The 19,767-nt window shown below is 25.4% G+C and carries 18 protein-coding genes; 2 read left to right on the top strand and 16 right to left on the bottom strand.

The genetic code is table 4. From position 1 onward, the window contains the following. Positions 1–35: 35 nt before the first annotated feature. From STABA_RS02085 to STABA_RS02045, 9 genes are all read right to left on the bottom strand, one after another. Complete coding sequence (locus STABA_RS02085) at positions 36–1,640, bottom strand: hypothetical protein (RefSeq protein ID WP_156006041.1); 1,605 nt, start codon at positions 1,638–1,640, stop codon at positions 36–38. A gap of 81 nt (positions 1,641–1,721) precedes the next feature. After that, positions 1,722–3,044 (bottom strand): methylenetetrahydrofolate--tRNA-(uracil(54)-C(5))-methyltransferase (FADH(2)-oxidizing) TrmFO, encoded by a 1,323-nt coding sequence (gene trmFO, locus STABA_RS02080; RefSeq protein WP_156006039.1) that lies wholly within the window; start codon positions 3,042–3,044, stop codon positions 1,722–1,724. 47 nt (positions 3,045–3,091) lie between these two features. Beyond that, positions 3,092–5,089, bottom strand: a complete 1,998-nt coding sequence (locus STABA_RS02075) for an ABC transporter ATP-binding protein (RefSeq protein ID WP_156006037.1) — start codon at positions 5,087–5,089, stop codon at positions 3,092–3,094. A gap of 227 nt (positions 5,090–5,316) precedes the next feature. Further along, positions 5,317–6,075: a DNA-processing protein DprA gene (locus STABA_RS02070; protein WP_156006035.1), complete on the bottom strand. Its 759-nt coding sequence runs from the start codon at positions 6,073–6,075 to the stop codon at positions 5,317–5,319. 5 nt (positions 6,076–6,080) lie between these two features. Beyond that, the gene (locus tag STABA_RS02065) at positions 6,081–6,386 is read right to left on the bottom strand and encodes a single-stranded DNA-binding protein (protein ID WP_156006033.1); all 306 of its coding nucleotides are present in this window, start codon (positions 6,384–6,386) and stop codon (positions 6,081–6,083) included. A gap of 77 nt (positions 6,387–6,463) precedes the next feature. Beyond that, positions 6,464–8,146, bottom strand: a complete 1,683-nt coding sequence (locus STABA_RS02060) for a phospho-sugar mutase (RefSeq protein WP_156006031.1) — start codon at positions 8,144–8,146, stop codon at positions 6,464–6,466. After that, positions 8,127–8,768, bottom strand: a complete 642-nt coding sequence (locus STABA_RS02055) for a ribonuclease HII (RefSeq protein ID WP_156006029.1) — start codon at positions 8,766–8,768, stop codon at positions 8,127–8,129. Before STABA_RS02055 ends, STABA_RS02060 begins: the two co-directional genes overlap by 20 nt. Beyond that, positions 8,762–9,715, bottom strand: a complete 954-nt coding sequence (gene ylqF / locus STABA_RS02050; RefSeq protein ID WP_156006027.1) for a ribosome biogenesis GTPase YlqF — start codon at positions 9,713–9,715, stop codon at positions 8,762–8,764. Before ylqF ends, STABA_RS02055 begins: the two co-directional genes overlap by 7 nt. Positions 9,716–9,795: 80 nt before the next feature. Next, positions 9,796–10,260 (bottom strand): 23S rRNA (pseudouridine(1915)-N(3))-methyltransferase RlmH, encoded by a 465-nt coding sequence (locus STABA_RS02045; protein ID WP_156006025.1) that lies wholly within the window; start codon positions 10,258–10,260, stop codon positions 9,796–9,798. Between the two features lie 105 nt (positions 10,261–10,365). Here STABA_RS02045 and STABA_RS02040 point away from each other — a divergent pair, with 105 nt between their 5' ends. After that, entirely contained in the window at positions 10,366–11,316 is a 951-nt protein-coding gene (locus STABA_RS02040) for a hypothetical protein (protein ID WP_156006023.1), read from the top strand. An 18-nt stretch (positions 11,317–11,334) separates the two neighbouring features. Here STABA_RS02040 and STABA_RS02035 read toward each other — a convergent pair whose 3' ends face one another. From STABA_RS02035 to STABA_RS02005, 7 genes are all read right to left on the bottom strand, one after another. Continuing rightward, a complete protein-coding gene (locus STABA_RS02035; protein ID WP_156006021.1) occupies positions 11,335–12,054 on the bottom strand; it encodes an SDR family oxidoreductase in 720 nt (239 codons plus the stop codon). 5 nt (positions 12,055–12,059) lie between these two features. Then, the gene (gene ffh / locus STABA_RS02030) at positions 12,060–13,403 is read right to left on the bottom strand and encodes a signal recognition particle protein (protein ID WP_156006019.1); all 1,344 of its coding nucleotides are present in this window, start codon (positions 13,401–13,403) and stop codon (positions 12,060–12,062) included. A 343-nt stretch (positions 13,404–13,746) separates the two neighbouring features. Further along, entirely contained in the window at positions 13,747–13,965 is a 219-nt protein-coding gene (locus STABA_RS02025) for a hypothetical protein (RefSeq protein WP_156006017.1), read from the bottom strand. After that, positions 13,938–14,138 (bottom strand): hypothetical protein, encoded by a 201-nt coding sequence (locus tag STABA_RS02020; RefSeq protein ID WP_156006015.1) that lies wholly within the window; start codon positions 14,136–14,138, stop codon positions 13,938–13,940. Before STABA_RS02020 ends, STABA_RS02025 begins: the two co-directional genes overlap by 28 nt. A gap of 154 nt (positions 14,139–14,292) precedes the next feature. Beyond that, the gene (locus STABA_RS02015) at positions 14,293–16,152 is read right to left on the bottom strand and encodes an ABC transporter ATP-binding protein (RefSeq protein WP_156006013.1); all 1,860 of its coding nucleotides are present in this window, start codon (positions 16,150–16,152) and stop codon (positions 14,293–14,295) included. 11 nt (positions 16,153–16,163) lie between these two features. Continuing rightward, entirely contained in the window at positions 16,164–17,978 is a 1,815-nt protein-coding gene (locus STABA_RS02010) for an ABC transporter ATP-binding protein (RefSeq protein ID WP_156006011.1), read from the bottom strand. Positions 17,979–18,145: 167 nt separating this feature from the next. Continuing rightward, complete coding sequence (locus tag STABA_RS02005; protein WP_170264680.1) at positions 18,146–18,607, bottom strand: hypothetical protein; 462 nt, start codon at positions 18,605–18,607, stop codon at positions 18,146–18,148. An 89-nt stretch (positions 18,608–18,696) separates the two neighbouring features. Here STABA_RS02005 and STABA_RS02000 point away from each other — a divergent pair, with 89 nt between their 5' ends. After that, positions 18,697–19,734 (top strand): alpha/beta hydrolase, encoded by a 1,038-nt coding sequence (locus tag STABA_RS02000; protein ID WP_156006007.1) that lies wholly within the window; start codon positions 18,697–18,699, stop codon positions 19,732–19,734. Positions 19,735–19,767: the final 33 nt, after the last annotated feature.

Below are 19,767 nucleotides of genomic sequence, written 5' to 3'. Positions count from 1 at the left end.
ATAATAGCAAAATTGAATTATATTTGCTAGATATTTTAATCTTTTTTTCAATTTAATAACTTTAACGGTAACTCTAAAGATTTTTGTAAGTCAATAACTATTTGGTTATTGCCATTTTTTTCTTTTTGGCTCTCATACATTCTAACAAAAGTTTCGAACTTATTGTAAAAATTTTCAATATTTTCTAAAGATTGAACTGTGTGGTCTAATGGATGCGGACCAAATAAAACTAATAAATATTTTAATAACTCATAAAGTCTATAATCAACTGTTCTTGCTGTATAATTTTTTAAAGCTAAATTAAAAGTCATTACTTTTCCAATTTTTTCAAATGCAGGGATAGCAATAAATTCTTCAAGATTTTTAGGATTTGATTCTAATGCTTGATTAATTTGTTCTTCTGTTAAAAAGAACAAATCTTCAGTAAAGTTTTCAAAATCAATCAATCTTTTATATTTATGATCTTTAACTTCTTCAAATATACCCAAAATATCACAAAATATTTTTTTCTTACCTTCAATTAAAATATCAATAATTTTGGGAAGATATTCATGGGTTAATAATAAGTTTCTTACCTTAGAATATGATTTTAAAAATATAAATAATGTAGTTTGCAATTTCTTATAATCACATGCAACATGTCTTTCGTTTTTTGATTCAATATAAGGCAATAAGATTGAAAAGTTTACATTTCTTTGCGAGAATGGTGAAAATACAAATTTATCATGTTCACCAAGATCATGAACTATTACCCCTTCTTCATTAATATATCGATCATAATCAATATACATTGGTAAGTAATTTTCTAACATTTCATAAACTTCTTCACCATCAGATAACATAGTAACAGCTGTAATTTCATCCTTCATCAAAATAGTTGTTATTTTTGTTAATTGAAATAAAGCTTTAAATCTTTCTTTCATATCAAACACATCTCATTTTGAAATAGAGAAATTACTTAAAAATAAACTTCATTCTTCATCATTATTTAATAGTTCATAACTTTCTTGAAGATAATCAATTTCTTTTTTCTTTCATTCTCTTCCAGCTTTATATTTTCTTATTAAATCATCTTTTTGATAAGTTTTTAAAATACGATTGTACAAACCTTTTTTATCAAAGATTTTTATCAAACTTAAAGTGAATAAAAATGGATATAAAACACTAGTTTTTAGTTTACCATCATCTGATTCATGGTTAATATCATATTCATAACTTAATAATGATTCACGAATATAAGAACCATTCATTCCTATTGTAGAACTTACTTTTTTAAAAGCATATTCATTCATAAAAGGAATAAATAATCTACTTATAATATCTTCACAAAGTGAATAAATCTCTTTATCATTAAGATTAATTTTTTTTGGCTTTTCTTTTACAAATCTATATTTAATTTTGTAAATTTCATCCATATTTTCTAAAATATAATTTACATATTCATTAGTTTCTTCTATTGGAATTTCTTGTAAGGAAATACCACGATATAAAGTGTATTGGATAACACCTAGGTGAACTAAAGGGTATAAATCATTTATAAGTTCTTTTTGAGTTGTAATGTTATATTTTAACTCAGGATCATCTTTTGCAATTCTGTGTAAACCAAATCAAAAAAGACTTTCTTTTTCATATAATTTCATTCTTTACCTCTTATAACTTTAAGATTGTAGTCTTTTTAATAAAAATTATCAACTTTTTTATTAAAAATGTCTTTATAAAGACTATAATTTATATTCTTTAATAAAAGTTTTAATTGAATTAATGGCACGATTAGAATACATTTCTTTTCTTACTTCTTTTTTTTCTTTTTTTATTAAATTTAGTGGATCAACAATACTTCAATTTGCTTTCATTGGTTGAAAATTTTTAGAATCTGTTGAAATAATATAATTTTGTAATCCTCCAATTACACTATCTTTTGGGAAAATAACTTGTTGTTCATTATTAATCATTCTCGCCATATTAATAGCAGCAATTATTCCACTACTAGTTGACTCAACATATCCTTCAACCCCAGTTATTTGTCCTGCAAAATAGATGTTTTTGTTTGATTTAAGTTGATTAAATTCATTTAATAATTCTGGAGAATTTATAAAGTTATTTAAATGCATTACTCCATATCTTACGAACTCAGCATTTTCTAATCCAGGAATTAATTGAAAAACTCTTTTTTGTTCTGGTCAAGTTAAGTTTGTTTGAAAACCAACAAGATTATATAAATCATTTGCAGCATTATCTTGTCTTAGTTGCACAACTGCAAAGTTATTTGTACCATCCAAGTTTCGTAAACCCGCAGGTTTCAAAGGGCCAAAAGTAAGAGTATCAAAACCTCGTTTTGCCATAACTTCAACTGGCATACAACCTTCAAATACTTTTAAATCTTTTTCTTCCTTCAAATGAGTATCTGTTATTTTTGCATTTATTAGTTCATTATAGAACTTTGTATATTGTTCTTTATTCATTGGACAATTTAAATAATCTTGAGTTTCTCCTTTTTCATATCGATTTTTTCTAAAAACTATATCAAAATTAATTGAATCTTTTTTTATTATTGGAGAAACTGCATCAAAAAAATAAAAATAGTCTTTTCCCACAAATTTAGAAATGCTTTCTTGCAATTTTTCACTAGTTAAAGGACCTGAAGCTATAATAGTTGGTATCGAACTATCAATATCTATTATTTCTTGTTCCATAACGTTAATAAACTGATTTTCTTTCATTGTATCTGTAATATATTGAGAAAACTTTTTTCTATCTACCGCTAGACTTTCGCCAGCTGGTATTTTTGCAAACTCAGCTGCTTTTATAATCAAAGAGTCTAATAATCTCATTTCTTCTTTTAAGGTTCCAACAGCATTTTTTAAATCAGTTGATCTCAAAGTATTTGAACAAACTAGCTCAGCAAATAAATCTAATGTTTGAACACTATTTTTTTTGATTGTCTTTTTTTCATATAAATTTACATATATTTGTCTTTTTGCAAGTTGATAAGCTGCTTCACAGCCTGCTAATCCAGCACCAATAATATTAACTATTTTTTTCATTTTTTAATTATACCAATAAAAAAAGAGTACTATATACTCTTTTAAAATTAATTCATCAAACCCGCTTCGTATAATCTTTTAAAATGACCATGTTCTTCTTTTAATTGTTCATATGTTCCAACTTGAACAATTCCTTGATTTCTTCCTAAAACTATAATTTGATCACAATTCATAATCGTACTTAATCTATGCGCTATTGAAATTGTAGTTCTATTTTTCATTAATTTTTCTAATTCTTCTTGTATTTCTTTTTCAACAATATTATCCAAAGCACTTGTAGCTTCATCAAGAATTAAAATTTGAGGATTTTTTAAAAACATTCTTGCAATAATAAGTCTTTGTTTTTGACCACCAGATAACATAAAACCACGTTCTCCTAGAATAGTGTCATATCCATTTGGTCAGCTCATTACCAAATCATGTAACTCTGCTTTTTTAGAAGCAGAAATAATTTCTTCATCTGTTGCATTAAAGTTACCATATTTTATATTATCCATAACTGTTCCATATAAAATTTGAGGCTCTTGTTCAACATATCCTACTTTATCTAAATAACTTGATAAATGAACATCTTTTAAATTAACATTATCATTTATAAAAATATCTCCAGTAGAAGGATCATAAAATCTTAACAATAATTTAGATATTGTCGATTTTCCTGCACCAGTTTCTCCAACAAATGCATAACTTTTTCCTTTTTCAAAAACGAAGTTGAATTTTGGTAAAATTAATTGTTCTGGTTTTTCAGGATATCTAAATTCAACATCTTTAAATACAATATTTCCTTCAATTTCATCTACGATGATTCCTTCACCTTCTTCATAGTGAGTATCAATTCTAGGTACTGTTAAAATAATTTCATTTACTCTATAACAACAAGTAGAAGCTTGAATTATCCCAGAAACTAATCTTGATAATGTCATTAATGGTCCCACCATAGAACCAACTCCACTTATAAATGCCGAAAGTGTTACAGTTAAATATTGAGGATTATCTTTATATAAAATAGCAGAACATATAACTATTATAATTTGTACAGAACTAATACCTGCAGTCATAACAGTTGATATAAAAGATTGCATTGTAATTAATGTAAAAGATTTTTTGTAATATTCTTTATGAACTTCATTAAATCTTTCGTTTTCATAAGCTTCTGTTCCACTAGATTTAATTAATCTTACAGTTGAAATTCTATCTGTTACATCACCATTAATTGTTGTAATAGTCTTTCTGACTCTTTTTGACATTCTTCCAACAACCGTAAAAGTTGATTGTAAAACAATAAGTAAAACAAACATAATTGCAATAACAATTAAAGTTAATTTTCAATCAATTGTAACTAAAACTCCTAACGACCCAAAAAATGTTATAAATGCAGAAATCATTGTAACCGGAACACTTGCAGTTTGATCTCCGATTATTTGAGTATCTGAAACAATTTTTGTAAGAATTTCTCCAATTTTTTTATCAGAGTAGTAACTCATATCTTGTTTAACTAATTTTTCTAAAGATCTATTTCTCAAATCAATTTCAACATTTTTACCCATAGTTCCACCAAGATAACTTGAAAAATATGCAGAAACTCCTAAAACTACAAATAAACTTAACTGCAAATAAATTCATTTATCTCATCCAAAATGTAAACCAAAAAATAATGTAAAGTAGTTTTTTGAATTACTTACAAATTCTTCTGTTAAAAATTGATTTTCATCCCCACTTATAAATACTTTTCCATCTAATAAATTATTTAACTCACCAACTGTTTTAGTACCATTATTAAAATAATCAAGTCCTGATGAAGGAGCTAATAAATTGGCCATCATATTTTGAATTAATTTTGGTCCCAAAACTGTTGCAACAGATGAAATCACACAAATTAAGATCATAAAAAATGTCATTCATTTGTTTTTTTTCATATAATAAATGATTGTTTTTGTAAATGAACCGCCTTTTTTTTTAACATTAAAATCTTTATGTTTTTTTTCATTATTTAGATTTTTACTTGAAAGATTAAGGGGTTCATTTACAGCTGTTTTTTTAGCCATAATCCCTCTCCTTTTTTATATTAATAAATGTAAATCATATCTTAATAATGGTATCATAATTATTTATTTAAACTTTTTCAAAAAAAAAAAAAAAACAAACATTATTAAAATGTTTGTTTTCTATACTCATCATTCATGTGTCGGGAATAAAATGATTAGTTAAAAAAATTATTAGGTATAAACCTTTTACAAGTGTGATATAAATATCACAAATTTATTATAACACTTTAAATTAAATTTACTATATCTTTTGCATTTTCTGTAAATTTTGCACCCATTTTTATCAATTTATTTGTTTCGTTGAACTCTTTTTCTGTTGTAGGGATTGCAAATATCTCTTTACCTTCATTTATAGCATAATTAACTAATGAAAAATAAGAATCTTTTGAATTGTATGGTGTAAATAGAATACCTTTTGAGATTCCACATAGCATTCTGTTTAGATATTCTTCATATTCTTCTGTTAATTGGTTATTTAAAAACTCATAAACTTCGCAAATAAATAGTTTATTTTCTTTTTCATTTATATTCTTAGTTTTTTCAATATAAGTTTTCATTGATTCAGCTAAAATTACAATATTTTCAAAATTTTCTTCTCTACATAAACTTATGATTTGATTGTTTGTTCCTTCTTTTTGATATGTAACTATAACTCTTTTTTCATTAATTAATTCTTTAACAATTCTATAAGTATTATTAATTGATTTTTCACTATATTTTTGTCCTCCAACAATTGATATAGTTTTGTTATATTTAGATAAAAGTTCAATATTTCCCTTATAAAATATAACAAATGGTGGTTTGTGTGCACTTTTTAAAAAGTTTGGATACAAAGGACTTAAGATTGTTAAGAAATCACAATCTATTTTTTGGCAAGTTTCTTCTAACTGACTATGTAAGATTTTTTCTTTTTTTTCTAAAGCGTTATAAATTTTATCTCAATTACCGTTATATTTTAAACTAAAATATAATAAAATTTTTTCCACTTAAATTAGTTTAATTGAGTTATTTTGCTTGCAACAAGTTCATTACCATAACTAGTAGCATCGCTTAATCCATAAGATACAAGCTTTCCTTCAATCCCTACTAATGATTGATCAAAATATTCATACTCATCTCCTAAAACATTACTTCATACTTTTACATTTATAAAATCTTCTTGTTGCTTTCCATCTTTATTTCTATACCCTCTTGGTACTTTTAATACTAACTTATATAATTTTTTTTCTCCTGTTTTTGAGTTGTAAATAACTTGTGGTAGTTCTTCAATTTGTCCTATAATTGTCACATTGTTCATCTTTAATTTCCTCCTGTATATTTAATCGTATAAAAAAAGAAAAAAAATACATTTTTTGATGCATTTTTTTAAATTATTTAATTTATTTCTAATATCTTTTTTAAATTTTTAAACATTTTTTCACATTTATCTTTTGCACTAATTTCATCTTTATCAACAGCAACAAAATAAATTTTTATTTTTGGTTCAGTTCCGCTAGGTCTAACTGCAAACCAACTACCTTCATTAAAGTAGAACTTTAACAAGTTTTGACCCGGCATATTAAATAAACCATGGAGATAATCTTCACAATATTTTAATTCTAAGTCTCCTAAAGCATTGAATGATTCTTTTCTTAAAGTTTTCATAATTGGTTCAATTTTTGATTCAACTTCTTCAGGTTTAAAATTCAAATTTTCAGTATATGTATAGTAATATCCATATTTTTTATAAATATCTTCTAATACATCTAATAAGGTTTTTCCTTCTTTTTTATAATATCAAGCAGCTTCTACTAACATAGTTGTTGCTTGAATACCATCTTTATCTCTTGTTGAAGAATCGATTACATATCCATAACTTTCTTCATAAGCAAAAACAAAGTTTAAGTTTCTTTCGGGTTCTTTTAAAATTTCAGATCCCATCCATTTGAATCCAGTTAAAGTTTTTATAACCTTAACACCGTATGTTTCACTTGCAATTCTATCACCTAAATCACTTGTTACAAAACTTGAATACATAACAGGATTTTCTGGAATCATATTATGTTTTTTCATTTGACTAAGTTTTCATTCTATTAAAATTGGTCCGGTTTGATTTCCATCAATTCTAATTCATTTACCATTATGATTTACAGCACACCCAATTCTATCCGCATCAGGATCTTGAATAATTATAATTGAAGCATCAAGATTTTTTTCTCCATATTCAAAAGGAATAGTTCAAGCTGGGTCAAACTCTGGATTTGGATTTCCTACATTTTTAAAAGTTTCATCTTCGAAAGAGTGCTCTTTTACTTCTATAACTTCATATCCAAATGATCTTAATAAAGGAGGTGTGAATTCGGTTCCTGTTCCATTAACTGCAGAATAAATCATTTTAAATCCATCTCTTGATTGATTTTTATAAAACTGTAAATTAGCAATCATTTTATTATAATCTTCAATTACTTTTTGATCGACTATTTCAATTAAATCTTCATCCGTTTTATAATTTCAATCAATTATGTTCTTGATTTCATTCATATTATCTGCAATAATTTGTGTTTCACTATCAATTAATTGACAACCATACTCATCATAAATTTTATATCCGTTGTACACTGCAGGATTATGACTTGCAGTAATAATTACTCCACCAATTGCATTTAAATCTTTTGTAGCAAATGACACAACCGGAGTTGGTTTCATTTTATTTTCTGCAAACAAATATGCTTTAATACCAAAACTTGTTAAAATTTCTGCAGCTAAGCGAGAAAATTTTGTTGAATTATGTCTATTATCATGCCCAATTACAACACCTCTATGTAAATCATTAGGATATTTTGAAATTAATAATTTAGCATAACTTATTGTAACTTTTTTGATAGTGTATACATTAAATCTACCAGGACCTGCCCCTAATATACCTCTAATTCCTGCTGTTCCAAAATTCAATTTCAATCCAAATGCTGCATTTAGTTCTTCATTACTTGCATTTTCTAATTGTTTTTTTAACTCTTCATCTAAGTTGTTATTTTCAACTCAGTTTAAATATTCCTTGTTAGACTTGTCAAAAATCATTGTTTTTCTCCTTAATAGCTGATATTGGTTTGTAAGTTAATCTATGGATTTCAAGAATCCCTAATTCTTTAACTTTTTGAATATGTTCTTTTGTACAATATCCTTTATGTTTAAAAAAATTATATCCTTGATATTGCTTGTCATATTCTATCATTATATTGTCTCGATATACTTTTGCTAAAATACTTGCAGCAGCTATTGATTGACTAAGATTATCTCCTTTAATAAGTTGCAATGTTTGATAATCTTTTATTGTAATTTTTTCTCCATCAACAAGACATAATTGCGGTTTTGTTTTTAATTCACTTATAGTTTCGATCATTCCTACAACACTTGTTTTTTTAGGATTTAATTTATCTACAACTTTAGAATCATACACTTTAATTGAATATTCAACACAATTATTTAAAATTTCTTCATATAAGATTTCTCTTTGTTTTTGATTTAAAAGTTTAGAATCTTTTATTAATGGATTGAAATAATCTTCTTTTAAAATAATAGAAGCAACAACGATTGGTCCAGCCATAGCTCCTCTTCCGACTTCATCACTTCCAGAAATAATAGTAACTTGATATTTTTCTTTTATATCTAAATCGAATTTATAGCGATTAATTTTTATCATTCTACTGTCAAATCGCTTTCTACACTATCTTCAATATCTTCTTTATCAATTGAAATTAAACTTGTTTTATCAATTTCGATTGGTTTTTCAAATGATATTCTTCCTAGGTTATTACTTATAAGATCATTTATAAATAAAGTTATAGCCTTTTCAACATCAGCAATATCATCTAAAATTACAAACTTATTTCTTTTTGCAATCTCTTCAAAAAGTTTAAAAGTATCATCATAATTTATTGGTCTTAATACATTTTTTGAAATCTTATATTTATCTTCAATTAATAAAGGATAACTATTATAGATATATCTCATTAATTTTGTTGCAAATCTTTCTTTTGGGACAACTTCAATTTTAATAGAATTAGTTGCAGCACAATTACATGCAATTGTTTCGTTTTCAAATTTTGCAGGTAATATTCCTGGTGTGTCGATCAATGTAATGTTTTCCGACATCACAATTCTTTGCATACCTCTTGTAACTCCTGGTTTATTTCCAGTTTTAATTTGCTTTCCTTTTGATAATCTTAATATTGTTGTTGATTTTCCTACATTTGGAATACCTACAACTAAAACATTTAATTTTGGTTTTTCAATTCCTCTTGCAATGTCTTTTTGTTGCTTTTCTTTTGTCATTAAATTAATTAATTTTAAAAGATCATCATAAATATTTTGAGTTTTATTTTTAACCAAATATGTTTGGTCACCTTTTTGTTCAAAATAATTAATTCAATTTTTTGTAACTTCTTCGTCTGCTAAATCACTTTTTGATAATACTATTAATCTAGGTCTTTTTGATAAAACCTTTCTTAGTAAGGGGTTTTGTGTTGAAAAAGGTGCTCTTGCATCAACTATTTCCATTACCAAATCTACTATTTGTATTTTTTCTTCAATTTCTTTGATACTTTTATTCATATGACCTGGAAATCAATTGAATTTTGCTTTTTCCATAAAATATATATACCTCACTAATGATATTTTAACTCTTTAATTATAAATAAACTTTAAAAGTTCTATAAATAATTTTAAAATTATTTATGATATGTCTCATTTCTTATAATTTTAAATGCACGATAGATTTGTTCTAATAGAATGATTCTTACCAATAAATGTGGCATTGTTAAAAGCCCAAAACTTAGTTTTTTAGCAATTTTATTTTTAAAATCAACACTAAAACCATCACTAGGTCCAATTATAAAACCAATTTTTCCGTTATTAAAATCTTTATTTTGTTCAACAATTTTCGAAAAACTTAAGGAATCATATTGCTTTGTATTAATTTCTAACAAATGCATCTCAAAATCTTTATAATTTTTAAGTTTTTTTATTAAATTATCTTCATTTATTTTCATATTCTTTTTGCTATCACTAAAAAACTCTTCTTCAATTTCTATAACTTCTATATTACAAAACTTTTTAATTTTATTTATATAAAATTCATATATTTCTTTGTATTCTTTTGAAATTTTATTAAAACATAATATTAAAAATTTCATATAATTCTCTTTTCTATGTGGATTGATATCATATACTATTTTAAGATAAAATTGAAAGATTTATATGGTAAAATAGATATATCTAATATTTGGAGGAAATACAATATGGCTGAAAAAAAACAATTTCAATCTGTAATCGATTTTAGACCACAGTTTGAAAATATCATTGATGCATTAGTACCTGATATTCAATTTTCTTATTCTGCGATTATGAATAACTCATCAATACAAACATACTTTAATATGATAAGTATGGAATATTATGGATACGAATACTTTCAATTGTTAAGATTGAATAAACTTGAATTTAAAATAAGTGAGAGAGTTTTAAATTTAACAATTTTAGAAATTGTTTACAATATTGTTACTCAAATAGTTGCAAGAAAATGAAGATATTCAGAATACATAGCTTATGATATGTATATCTTACCTTTAAGAATAAAAAAATATATAAATGCAATGAATTATAAGTTTGTAGAAACAGATACAGCTAATAAAAAAACTGTTTTAAAACTTGTAAGTAACTCAACTAGAGTTTTAATTGAAGAGATCGATAATCAATATCATGATGATAGATTAAACAACATTATAAGTCAATTTAGAGCAACAACACCTCAAGATGTTGAAACTAAATTAAGATTATTCCATAATATAGCTTTCTTTTTACGCGAAGCTGAAGCATTAGTATACCAAAAGTTTGGTGTAGAATTTGCAACAAATTACTTTAAAGAAGTATCATTATTAGAAAGTTATAAAGCATCAGAATTATCAGATCGTGAAAAACGTCATGTATCTAAAGTAATAGATGACTCATTTAATGTAGCAATTCTTGTATTACTATTAATGAATGATGCCTTAAAAACTGGAATATGAAATAAAATTAAAGCTGCAGAAAAACGTAGAATTGATGTAGAACTTACTAAAAAATCTATTGAAGAAGCTAATAAAAAATTACTTGCCATTAAACAAGAAGATGAAGCAATAAAGAAAGTTGAAGCAATAGAAACTAAAAAAGCAAAACAAACTGTTGCTGAAATCAAGAAAAAGAAAAAATAAGGATTAAACCTTATTTTTTTATATAACTTGTTTTGTGTCTGATAATACTATCTCTTTTAAAGAAACATTTTGTGGTAGAGAATATGCATAGTAAATAACTTCTGCAACTTGAATAGCAGTTAATCCACCTTTTAAATCTTTTTTATATTTATGATAATTTTCTAAAACATCTTCATTTGTTGTTGTTGAAATTAAATCTGTATCAACTAATGCTGGAGCGATTGTCAAAATTCTAACATTATAAGGAGCAAGTTCTTTTCTTGCAGACTCACTAATTGCATGAACTGCAAATTTTGTTCCATTATAAACAACGCGATTCTCACTTGTTCATCTACCAGCAACACTACTTACATTAATAATCGTTCCTGTTTTTACATTTTTCATTTGATTAATAACAATGTTCATTCCATTTAAAACACCTTTGATATTAATATCAACCATATCATATTGTATTTTTAAATCTAAATTATAAACTTTATCCAAAGGCATTATTCCAGCGTTATTTATTAAACAATCAACTGGTCCAAATTTTTTTTCAGCTTCATCAATTGCGGCTTTAAAATCATCATAATTTCTTACATCAACTGATTTACAAATAACATTATCTAGTTTTAAAGTTTCTATAAGTTCCACTCTTCTTGCAAGCAATAATAAAGGATATCCTTCTTGAGAAAATTTAATTGCTAATTCTTTCCCTATCCCAGCAGATGCACCAGTTATAACAACTAATTTTTTCATAATCTTTAAAATTTAAGCCCTCCCATATTTGGCATTCTTCCAGATTTAAGTTGTTTTGCCATATCTAAAACCTGTTTTTTACCTTTATCAAACTGATTTAATAAATCATTATATTCCTTTTCTGTTCTTCCGCAACCTTTTAATATTCTTTTTTTACGATTTGGCGCTTTTAAAACTCTTGGATCTCTACGTTCTTTCATTGTCATTGAACTCATTAATATATTTGCTACAAATAAACGATGTTGTGCTTGTTCGATTTGTTGTTCCGAAACCCTACCATTCATTCCAGGCATCATTTTCATCAATCCTCCAAGATTTCCCATTTTAGATAATTGATCTAATTGGTTTCTTAAATCTTCTAAGTCAAATTGTCCGGCAAACATTCTTTTCATTGTTTTTTCCATTGTTCTTTGATCAACAACGTCAGCTGCTTTTTCAAACAATGTATCAACATCACCCATTCCAAGAATTCTATCAGCCATACGTTTTGGGTGAAATTCTGCTAACGCACTTATTCCTTCACCTTCTCCGATAAATTTAATTGGCAATCTTGTAATATCAGTTATCGAAAGAGTAGCTCCCCCTCTAGAATCGCCATCAAGTTTTGTAACAATAACTCCGCTCAACTTTAATTGAGAGTCGAACTCTTGACTAACATTTATTATATCTTGTCCGGTCATACCATCAACTGTTAATAATATTTCATTAGGAGATACTGCTTTTCTTATTTCTTTTAATTCTTTCATTAATTGAGAATCAATTTGTAAACGACCAGCAGTGTCCAATATTATTACATCAAAACCATTCTCTTGAGCATAATCAACTGCTTGTTTTGCAGTTTTAACGGGATCTTGTTTTCCTTTTTCGAATGTATTTAAGTTATTTTTTGTTCCTAATTCAACTAATTGATTTATAGCACCAGGTCTATAAATATCTAATCCTACCATTAAAACTTTTTTCTTATATTTTTTTTGAATTAATCAAGCTAATTTACCAACAGTTGTTGTTTTTCCAGCCCCTTGTAGTCCTGCCATCAATATAATTGATGGTTTTTTGTTAATTTCTAAAGGGGTATTTACTTTACCTAAAATATCAATTAATTCCTCATGAACTAATTTAACCATTTGTTGATCAGCTCTAACTCCTTGTTGGATATATTCACCAACTGCTTTTTTTTCTACTCTATTAATAAATTTCTTTACAACTTCAATGTTAACGTCAGCTTCTAATAAAGCAAGTCTAATTTCTCTTAATACTTCTTTTATGTTTTCTTCATTTAAAGTTGTTTTTTTTAAGTTTTTTTCAATGCTTTTCTTAAAACGGCCAGCTAAAAAATCTCCAAATCCCATTTTTTATCTCCTTTTTCAAAGTTTATTATAACATTAAATTTTTTTATAAATTAACTCAATAATCGATAATAAAATAAAAAAAATTTTTATCCTAATTTTGAAGTAACGCTAAAAATATGAGTTTATTATTGCAATTAATCATTTATTTCTTTATATATGTTCGATTATTCATTTATCAATTCTGCTTCTTTTACCTGGAAATACTTTTTTTCAATAATTTTTTTTGTATTATTAACTTTTAAAAATATTTAAAGCAGTTTGTAAATGTACATCTAACCAAGCAGAAGATCTTATAAATAATAAATATGTTTATTTGCTAAATTATAATGTTGTAAAAATGAGCTTATAACAATTGTAGCTGTATGTCATCATATTGAAAACAAAATAAAACATATTCATAATTATTATTATAATCTAGATATTTTTTGAACTCAGGTTTAACATTTTGTTCAGCTACTACTTTAGCAACTTCTCCTATTTGTGAGTAACTTGTAAGATATGGTTTTTTTCTTTTTGTTCTAAATGTATCAACACTTAATTTATTATCAATATATTTTTTCATGCTTTCTGTAACATTTGCATAAGAAAAATATAGACTATTGTTTTTGCTTTTAATTTATATGTAACATTATCTTCTACTTCTTTGTCTACTTCAACTATATTACAACTTAATGCAGTTGTTGTTAAACTTGCAACTAGTGTTGCGCTAACTAATCCAAATAAAAGTTTTTTCAAAACTTATCTCTTTTTCATTAATAGTTTTATTAAACTATTAATGAAAACATAAACATTATTCTTAATATAATGCAAGTAAGAATGAAAAAAATTAAACTTTTTTATAAAGACAAAAAATAGAATTAAAAAACTTTATAAGTTTTTTAATTCTATTTTATAATATTGTTTGTTTTTTATCTTCTTTCATAAGTCCAGCATCATACAAGTTTTTAAAATGTCCTGGCAGCTTTTTCAATTCATCATAAGTTCCGGTTTGTACAACACCTTGTCCCGGAGCGAGCACAATGATTTGATCACAGTTTTTAATTGTTGAAAGTCTGTGTGCAATTGAAACGCTTGTTCTTCCAATCATTAACTTTTCTAGTTCTTTTTGAATTTCTTTTTCAACAACATTATCTAAAGCACTAGTTGCTTCATCTAAAATTAGTAATTCTGGATTTTTTAAAAACATTCTTGCAATAACAAGTCTTTGTTTTTGTCCTCCAGATAACATAAATCCACGTTCTCCTAGAATGGTTTCGTATCCCATTGGTCAAGTCATTATTAAATCATGTAGATTAGCTTTTTTAGCAGCAGCAATTACTTGTTCATCTGTTGCATCAGGATTTGTGTATTTAATATTTTCTTTTGCTGTACCAAACATAATTTGTGGTTCTTGTTCAACATATCCAACTCTATCTAAATAAGATTTTAATCTTAAATTTTTTAAGTCTTGAGTTTCATTTATCAAGACTCTTCCTTCTGTAGGATCATAAAACCTTAAAAGTAGTCTTGAAATTGTTGATTTTCCACTACCAGTTTCTCCAACGAAAGCATAACTTTTTCCTTTTTCAAATCTAAAATTAAATTTAGGTAAAATAATTTGATCTAATTTTTCAGGATAAGCAAATTTAACATCTTCAAAAATAATATCTCCATCAATATGTTCTAAGTTTATACCAGTTCCTTCATAGTAATGTTGATCAAAACGAGGTTTTGAAGTTATTACTAATTGCACTCTTTTTGTACATTGATTTGCCATCAAATATCCAAATGATATTCTCAAAACTTGATAAATTGGACTTACCATTGTACCTAATCCTGATGCAAATGAAGTTGCAACAACAATTAATCTTTGTTGATCATTTGAATAAAAAGCATAAGCACAAGTAAAGATTATTAATTGTACAGCCATAACAGCAACAAATGCAGCTGTTAATATTAAACTAAATCGTTTAAAAAAAATTTTTACAACATCATAAAATTGATTATGTATTTCTTGAAAACGATTTTTTTCATATTCTTCAGTACCACTCGCTTTAATAAGTCTAACTGTAGCAATTCTATCTGTTATATCCCCATTAACATAAGTAATAACAGTACGTAATTCCATCATTTTATTTTGTACTCTTGACATAAATAAGAAAATAAATGAAACACCAAATAAAACAAATGAAAATGAAATTAATCCAAGTTTTCAATCAATTATTGATAAAACAATTCCAGATCCAACAAAGTTAAATATAGCCATTAAAGCCATTGTTGGAATATTTTGAGTTTGTTCACCAATAATTTGAGTATCTTGAGCGATTCTTGTTAAAATTTCTCCAATTTTTTGATCGGTATAGTAAGAAATATCTTGCATCAATAAAGCTTTAACTGTTTGATTTCTTAAATGAATTTCAATTCTTTTTCCTAGTTTTCCAACTGAAAGGTATAAAGAAAAAATAGTTATAGCTAAAATACAATACATTCCAATTTGTAAATACATTCATTTCATTCAATCAAAATCTCAAACTATAAATCGATGAGTTAAAGCTTGATTTTCACTCTGCAATCCAGTAATCATTTCTTGCATAACCAAAGGAAGACTAACTGCAATCGAACTAGTAATGGCTGCAAGAAAAAATATAGTTATTCCAACCATTGGATGTTTTTTAAAATATTTAAAAAGCATTTTTAAATATCCAATTTGGTTTTTTTCTGATACTATTTTATCCATTATTTTGGATTTAGCACCTTGTTCATATGGCATTTTCTTTCCTCCTAACTCATTAATCCGGCTTTATATAATTCACCAAAGTGTCCTGTTGAATTTTTCAATTCATCAAAAGTACCTACTTCAATAATTCCACCAGCATCTTTTCCTAAAACAATAATTTGATCACAATTTTTTATTGTTGAAAGTCTATGAGCGATTACTATTGTTGTTCTTCCAACAACCAATTTATCTAATTGTGCTTGAACTTCTTTTTCGACAATGTTATCTAAAGCACTAGTAGCTTCATCTAAAATTAATAACTCAGGATTTTTTAAAAACATTCTAGCAATAACTAGTCTTTGTTTTTGACCACCAGAAAGGATAAATCCTCTTTCTCCTAAAATAGTGTCATATTTGTCTGCTAATCCTAATATAAAATTATTTAACTGTGCTTTTTTTGCAGCAGCAATAACTTCTTCGTCAGTTGCATCAAAATTTCCATATCTAATGTTGTCCATTACAGTTCCAAATAAAATTTGCGGCTCTTGTTCAACATATCCTACATGACTTAAATATGAAGGTAAATCAATTTCTCTAATATCAATACCATTGATTAAAACACTTCCTTTTGAAGGATCATAAAATCTTAACAATAATTTTGCGATAGTAGATTTTCCACTTCCTGTTTCTCCTACAAATGCATAACTTTTTCCTTTTTCAAAAGTTAAATTAATTTCTGGCATTATTAATTTTCCAGGAGCTTCTGGGTAAATAAACTCTACACCTTTTAATTCAATTGAATCAATTTTATCAATTTTTGTAGGTTCAGGAACATATTTTAATAAGCTTTTATGAGAATATATAAACACTAATCTAGAATTACAATTCATTGTTCTTGATAAAGCTCTTAAAACTACTGGTAATAAAAAAACAGCTCCAGTTAGTATAGAAATACATGAAATAAATGAAATTATCATTGCTGAGACTTCTGCAATTGGCAAAGTTTTATTATAAGTAAATAATATCGTTAAAGTGATAATTCCGGGTAGAATTCATCCAAAAAAGTTTGTAAAAATAATCATTATTGTAGATAATCAAATAGTTTTATTGATTTTTTGCCCATATTTTTTATTTTGCTCTTTAATTTTTTGATATTCACTTAATTCTGTTCCGCTTGATTTTATTAATCTTATATTCATCAATCTATCAACATCATCTGTATCATTTTTTTGCTTAAAATCAATTGATCTAATTAAAGCTTTTTGATATCTGAAAAATATAATTCATGAAATTACAAAGATAACTAAAAATATTCCAATACAAATTGCAGCAATTTTTCAATTGATTGAAAACATAATTACATTTATTAAAGTAAACATTAATACAATATAAGACAAGTTAACAAGAAACTCATTCATTCCATCAGCCATTCCTTGAGAATCTCCGATAATTTTTGTCATAATATTTCCAATTTGATTTTTAGAATAAAAACTTAAATCAACATCAGTCAAAGTTTTCAAACATTTTACCCTAATAAAAATCTCTGTTAATCTTGTAAAAATACCACTTGTGTAGTTCAATAAGTATTCAATTACAATATAAGATAAAACCATTACTCCGCCAATTATTACTCAATGATATCACTCAACTGGCATTCCAAAAATAGAATGGCCTCCAGTATTGGTAATACTTTTTACTAAATTTGAAACAATAAAGGTCATTCCAGAAAATAAAACTGTATCTAAAGTAGAAATGATGATAAATAAAGAAAATAATTTCGGATGAGCTTTGATAGCTTCTTTTAAAACAACGCCATATTTTTTAAATTTATCTTTTGAGAAGAATTTTAATCTTTCTTCTATAGATTGCATTTGTTGCATTTTTTCTCTCCTTTACATAAAAAAGTATTTTAAATAATAAAAATACTTAATATATTAAATTTTTACAAATCTTTGTTCGTTACAAAATTCAATTAAAATTATTATATACCTTTAAAAAAATAAAACCTCTAATTTAACAAAAAATAAAAAATCTTAATAAGACTTTTTTATAACTTTATGATTCATTCACAATCATTTTCTTCAAAAAAACATTTGCAATCACAAAAGTCACTACCACAAATTCATTCATTGCAAGCTTTACATTTTTGAGAAATATGAATAATGGATTTGAAATCTAAATTAATTAATTTAGCAAACTCTTCATAAATTTTTAAATAAAACATCTCATCTTTTGTTTCATCATTTAAAGCTAATATCTCTTTTTTACAATCAAAACAAACTACAATATTTCTTCCGCCAAGACGTTTATCATCAATTAAACCTTTTTTAAGTTCTACATCAATACAAATTGGTAAATTCTTTCAGTTTTTACTAATATATCTTTGAACTTCATAATCATTTTTTGACTCTAATTGTGCAACAACTAATTGCAGATCTTTTTTGAAACTTTCTCACTCATCAAACCTTATAAACATACAACCACATCCTATTTGTTTATATTTTATCATACTTTAAAAAATTTTCCAAATTTAATCTTGCTATATAGAATAAAAAAATGGTAAGATTTATTTACTTATAATTAATTCAGGAGATATAAATGGAAAATAACAATAATAAACTCAAAATTAATAATTATAGAAAAGCTTTTAAAGTTATAAAGCGGTATATGTACAACCCATTAAAAGTGTTTGTAATGGTTTTATTTTTTCCTATTGTATTTTTTTTAAGTTTTTTATGTTCAAAATTATTTATTTTTTACTTATTCAATTATAAAAGAATTGGTTTGTCTAAACAGGGTTTTAAATTAAATAGTTGAGACCAATTAATATATGATTTAAAAATAAAAGGAATAAGAGATTTTGCAATAGATAAAAATGATATAAATGAATTTGAGTTAAAAATGGAAGGCAATATTATTAGTGCATTAAAAATAATAAACAAAAACTCAAATAATTGAGTGATTGGATTACATGGTTTTAAGAGAAATAAATATATTGGTTTAAGAAATTGTAATTTTTTTTACAACAAAGGCTATAATATTTTAACTTTTGATGCTTATGCTCATGGAAACACATATGGATTTAAAAGTGACTTTGGAGTTACAAATGCAAAAATACTTGATTTTTTAATAAAATGAATTAAACAAAAGTATAACCCAAGTGAAATAGGTATTATTGGTGTTAGTATGGGTGCATCAACTAGTTTATTATTTGCAAAAGAATACTATATTAAAAATAAAGTTGATTGAGTTATTGTTGATTGTCCATTTATTGAAGCAATTATACAAATAAGATTCTTTTTAAAAAAATATTTAAAAATACCATGATTTTTTATGTCTTTGGGGATAAAAAGAAATTTTAAAAGTTATGCAAAATCTGATATTTCAACTATGAACATGTTTGACGGATATGAAAATTTCAAGGATTTACCAATATTATTTATTCATGGATTTAAAGATGATTTTATAACTTACAATTGTAGTATTGTTATGTACAATTTAAAAATACAACAAGAAAAAAATAAGATAAGTGATTTAATGATATTTAAAAATGCTAAACACTCTTCTTGTTATCATAAAAACGAAAACGAATATAAAGAAAAAATTTTTAATTTTATAAATAACTTTAAAAGATAGAGTTATTTAAAATTAAAAAATATATGCAAGTAT

The organism is Spiroplasma tabanidicola, from assembly GCF_009730595.1.
Taxonomy (GTDB): Bacteria; Bacillota_I; Bacilli_A; order Mycoplasmatales; family Mycoplasmataceae; genus Spiroplasma_A; species Spiroplasma_A tabanidicola.
This window is presented reverse-complemented; position numbering and strand designations above follow the sequence as displayed.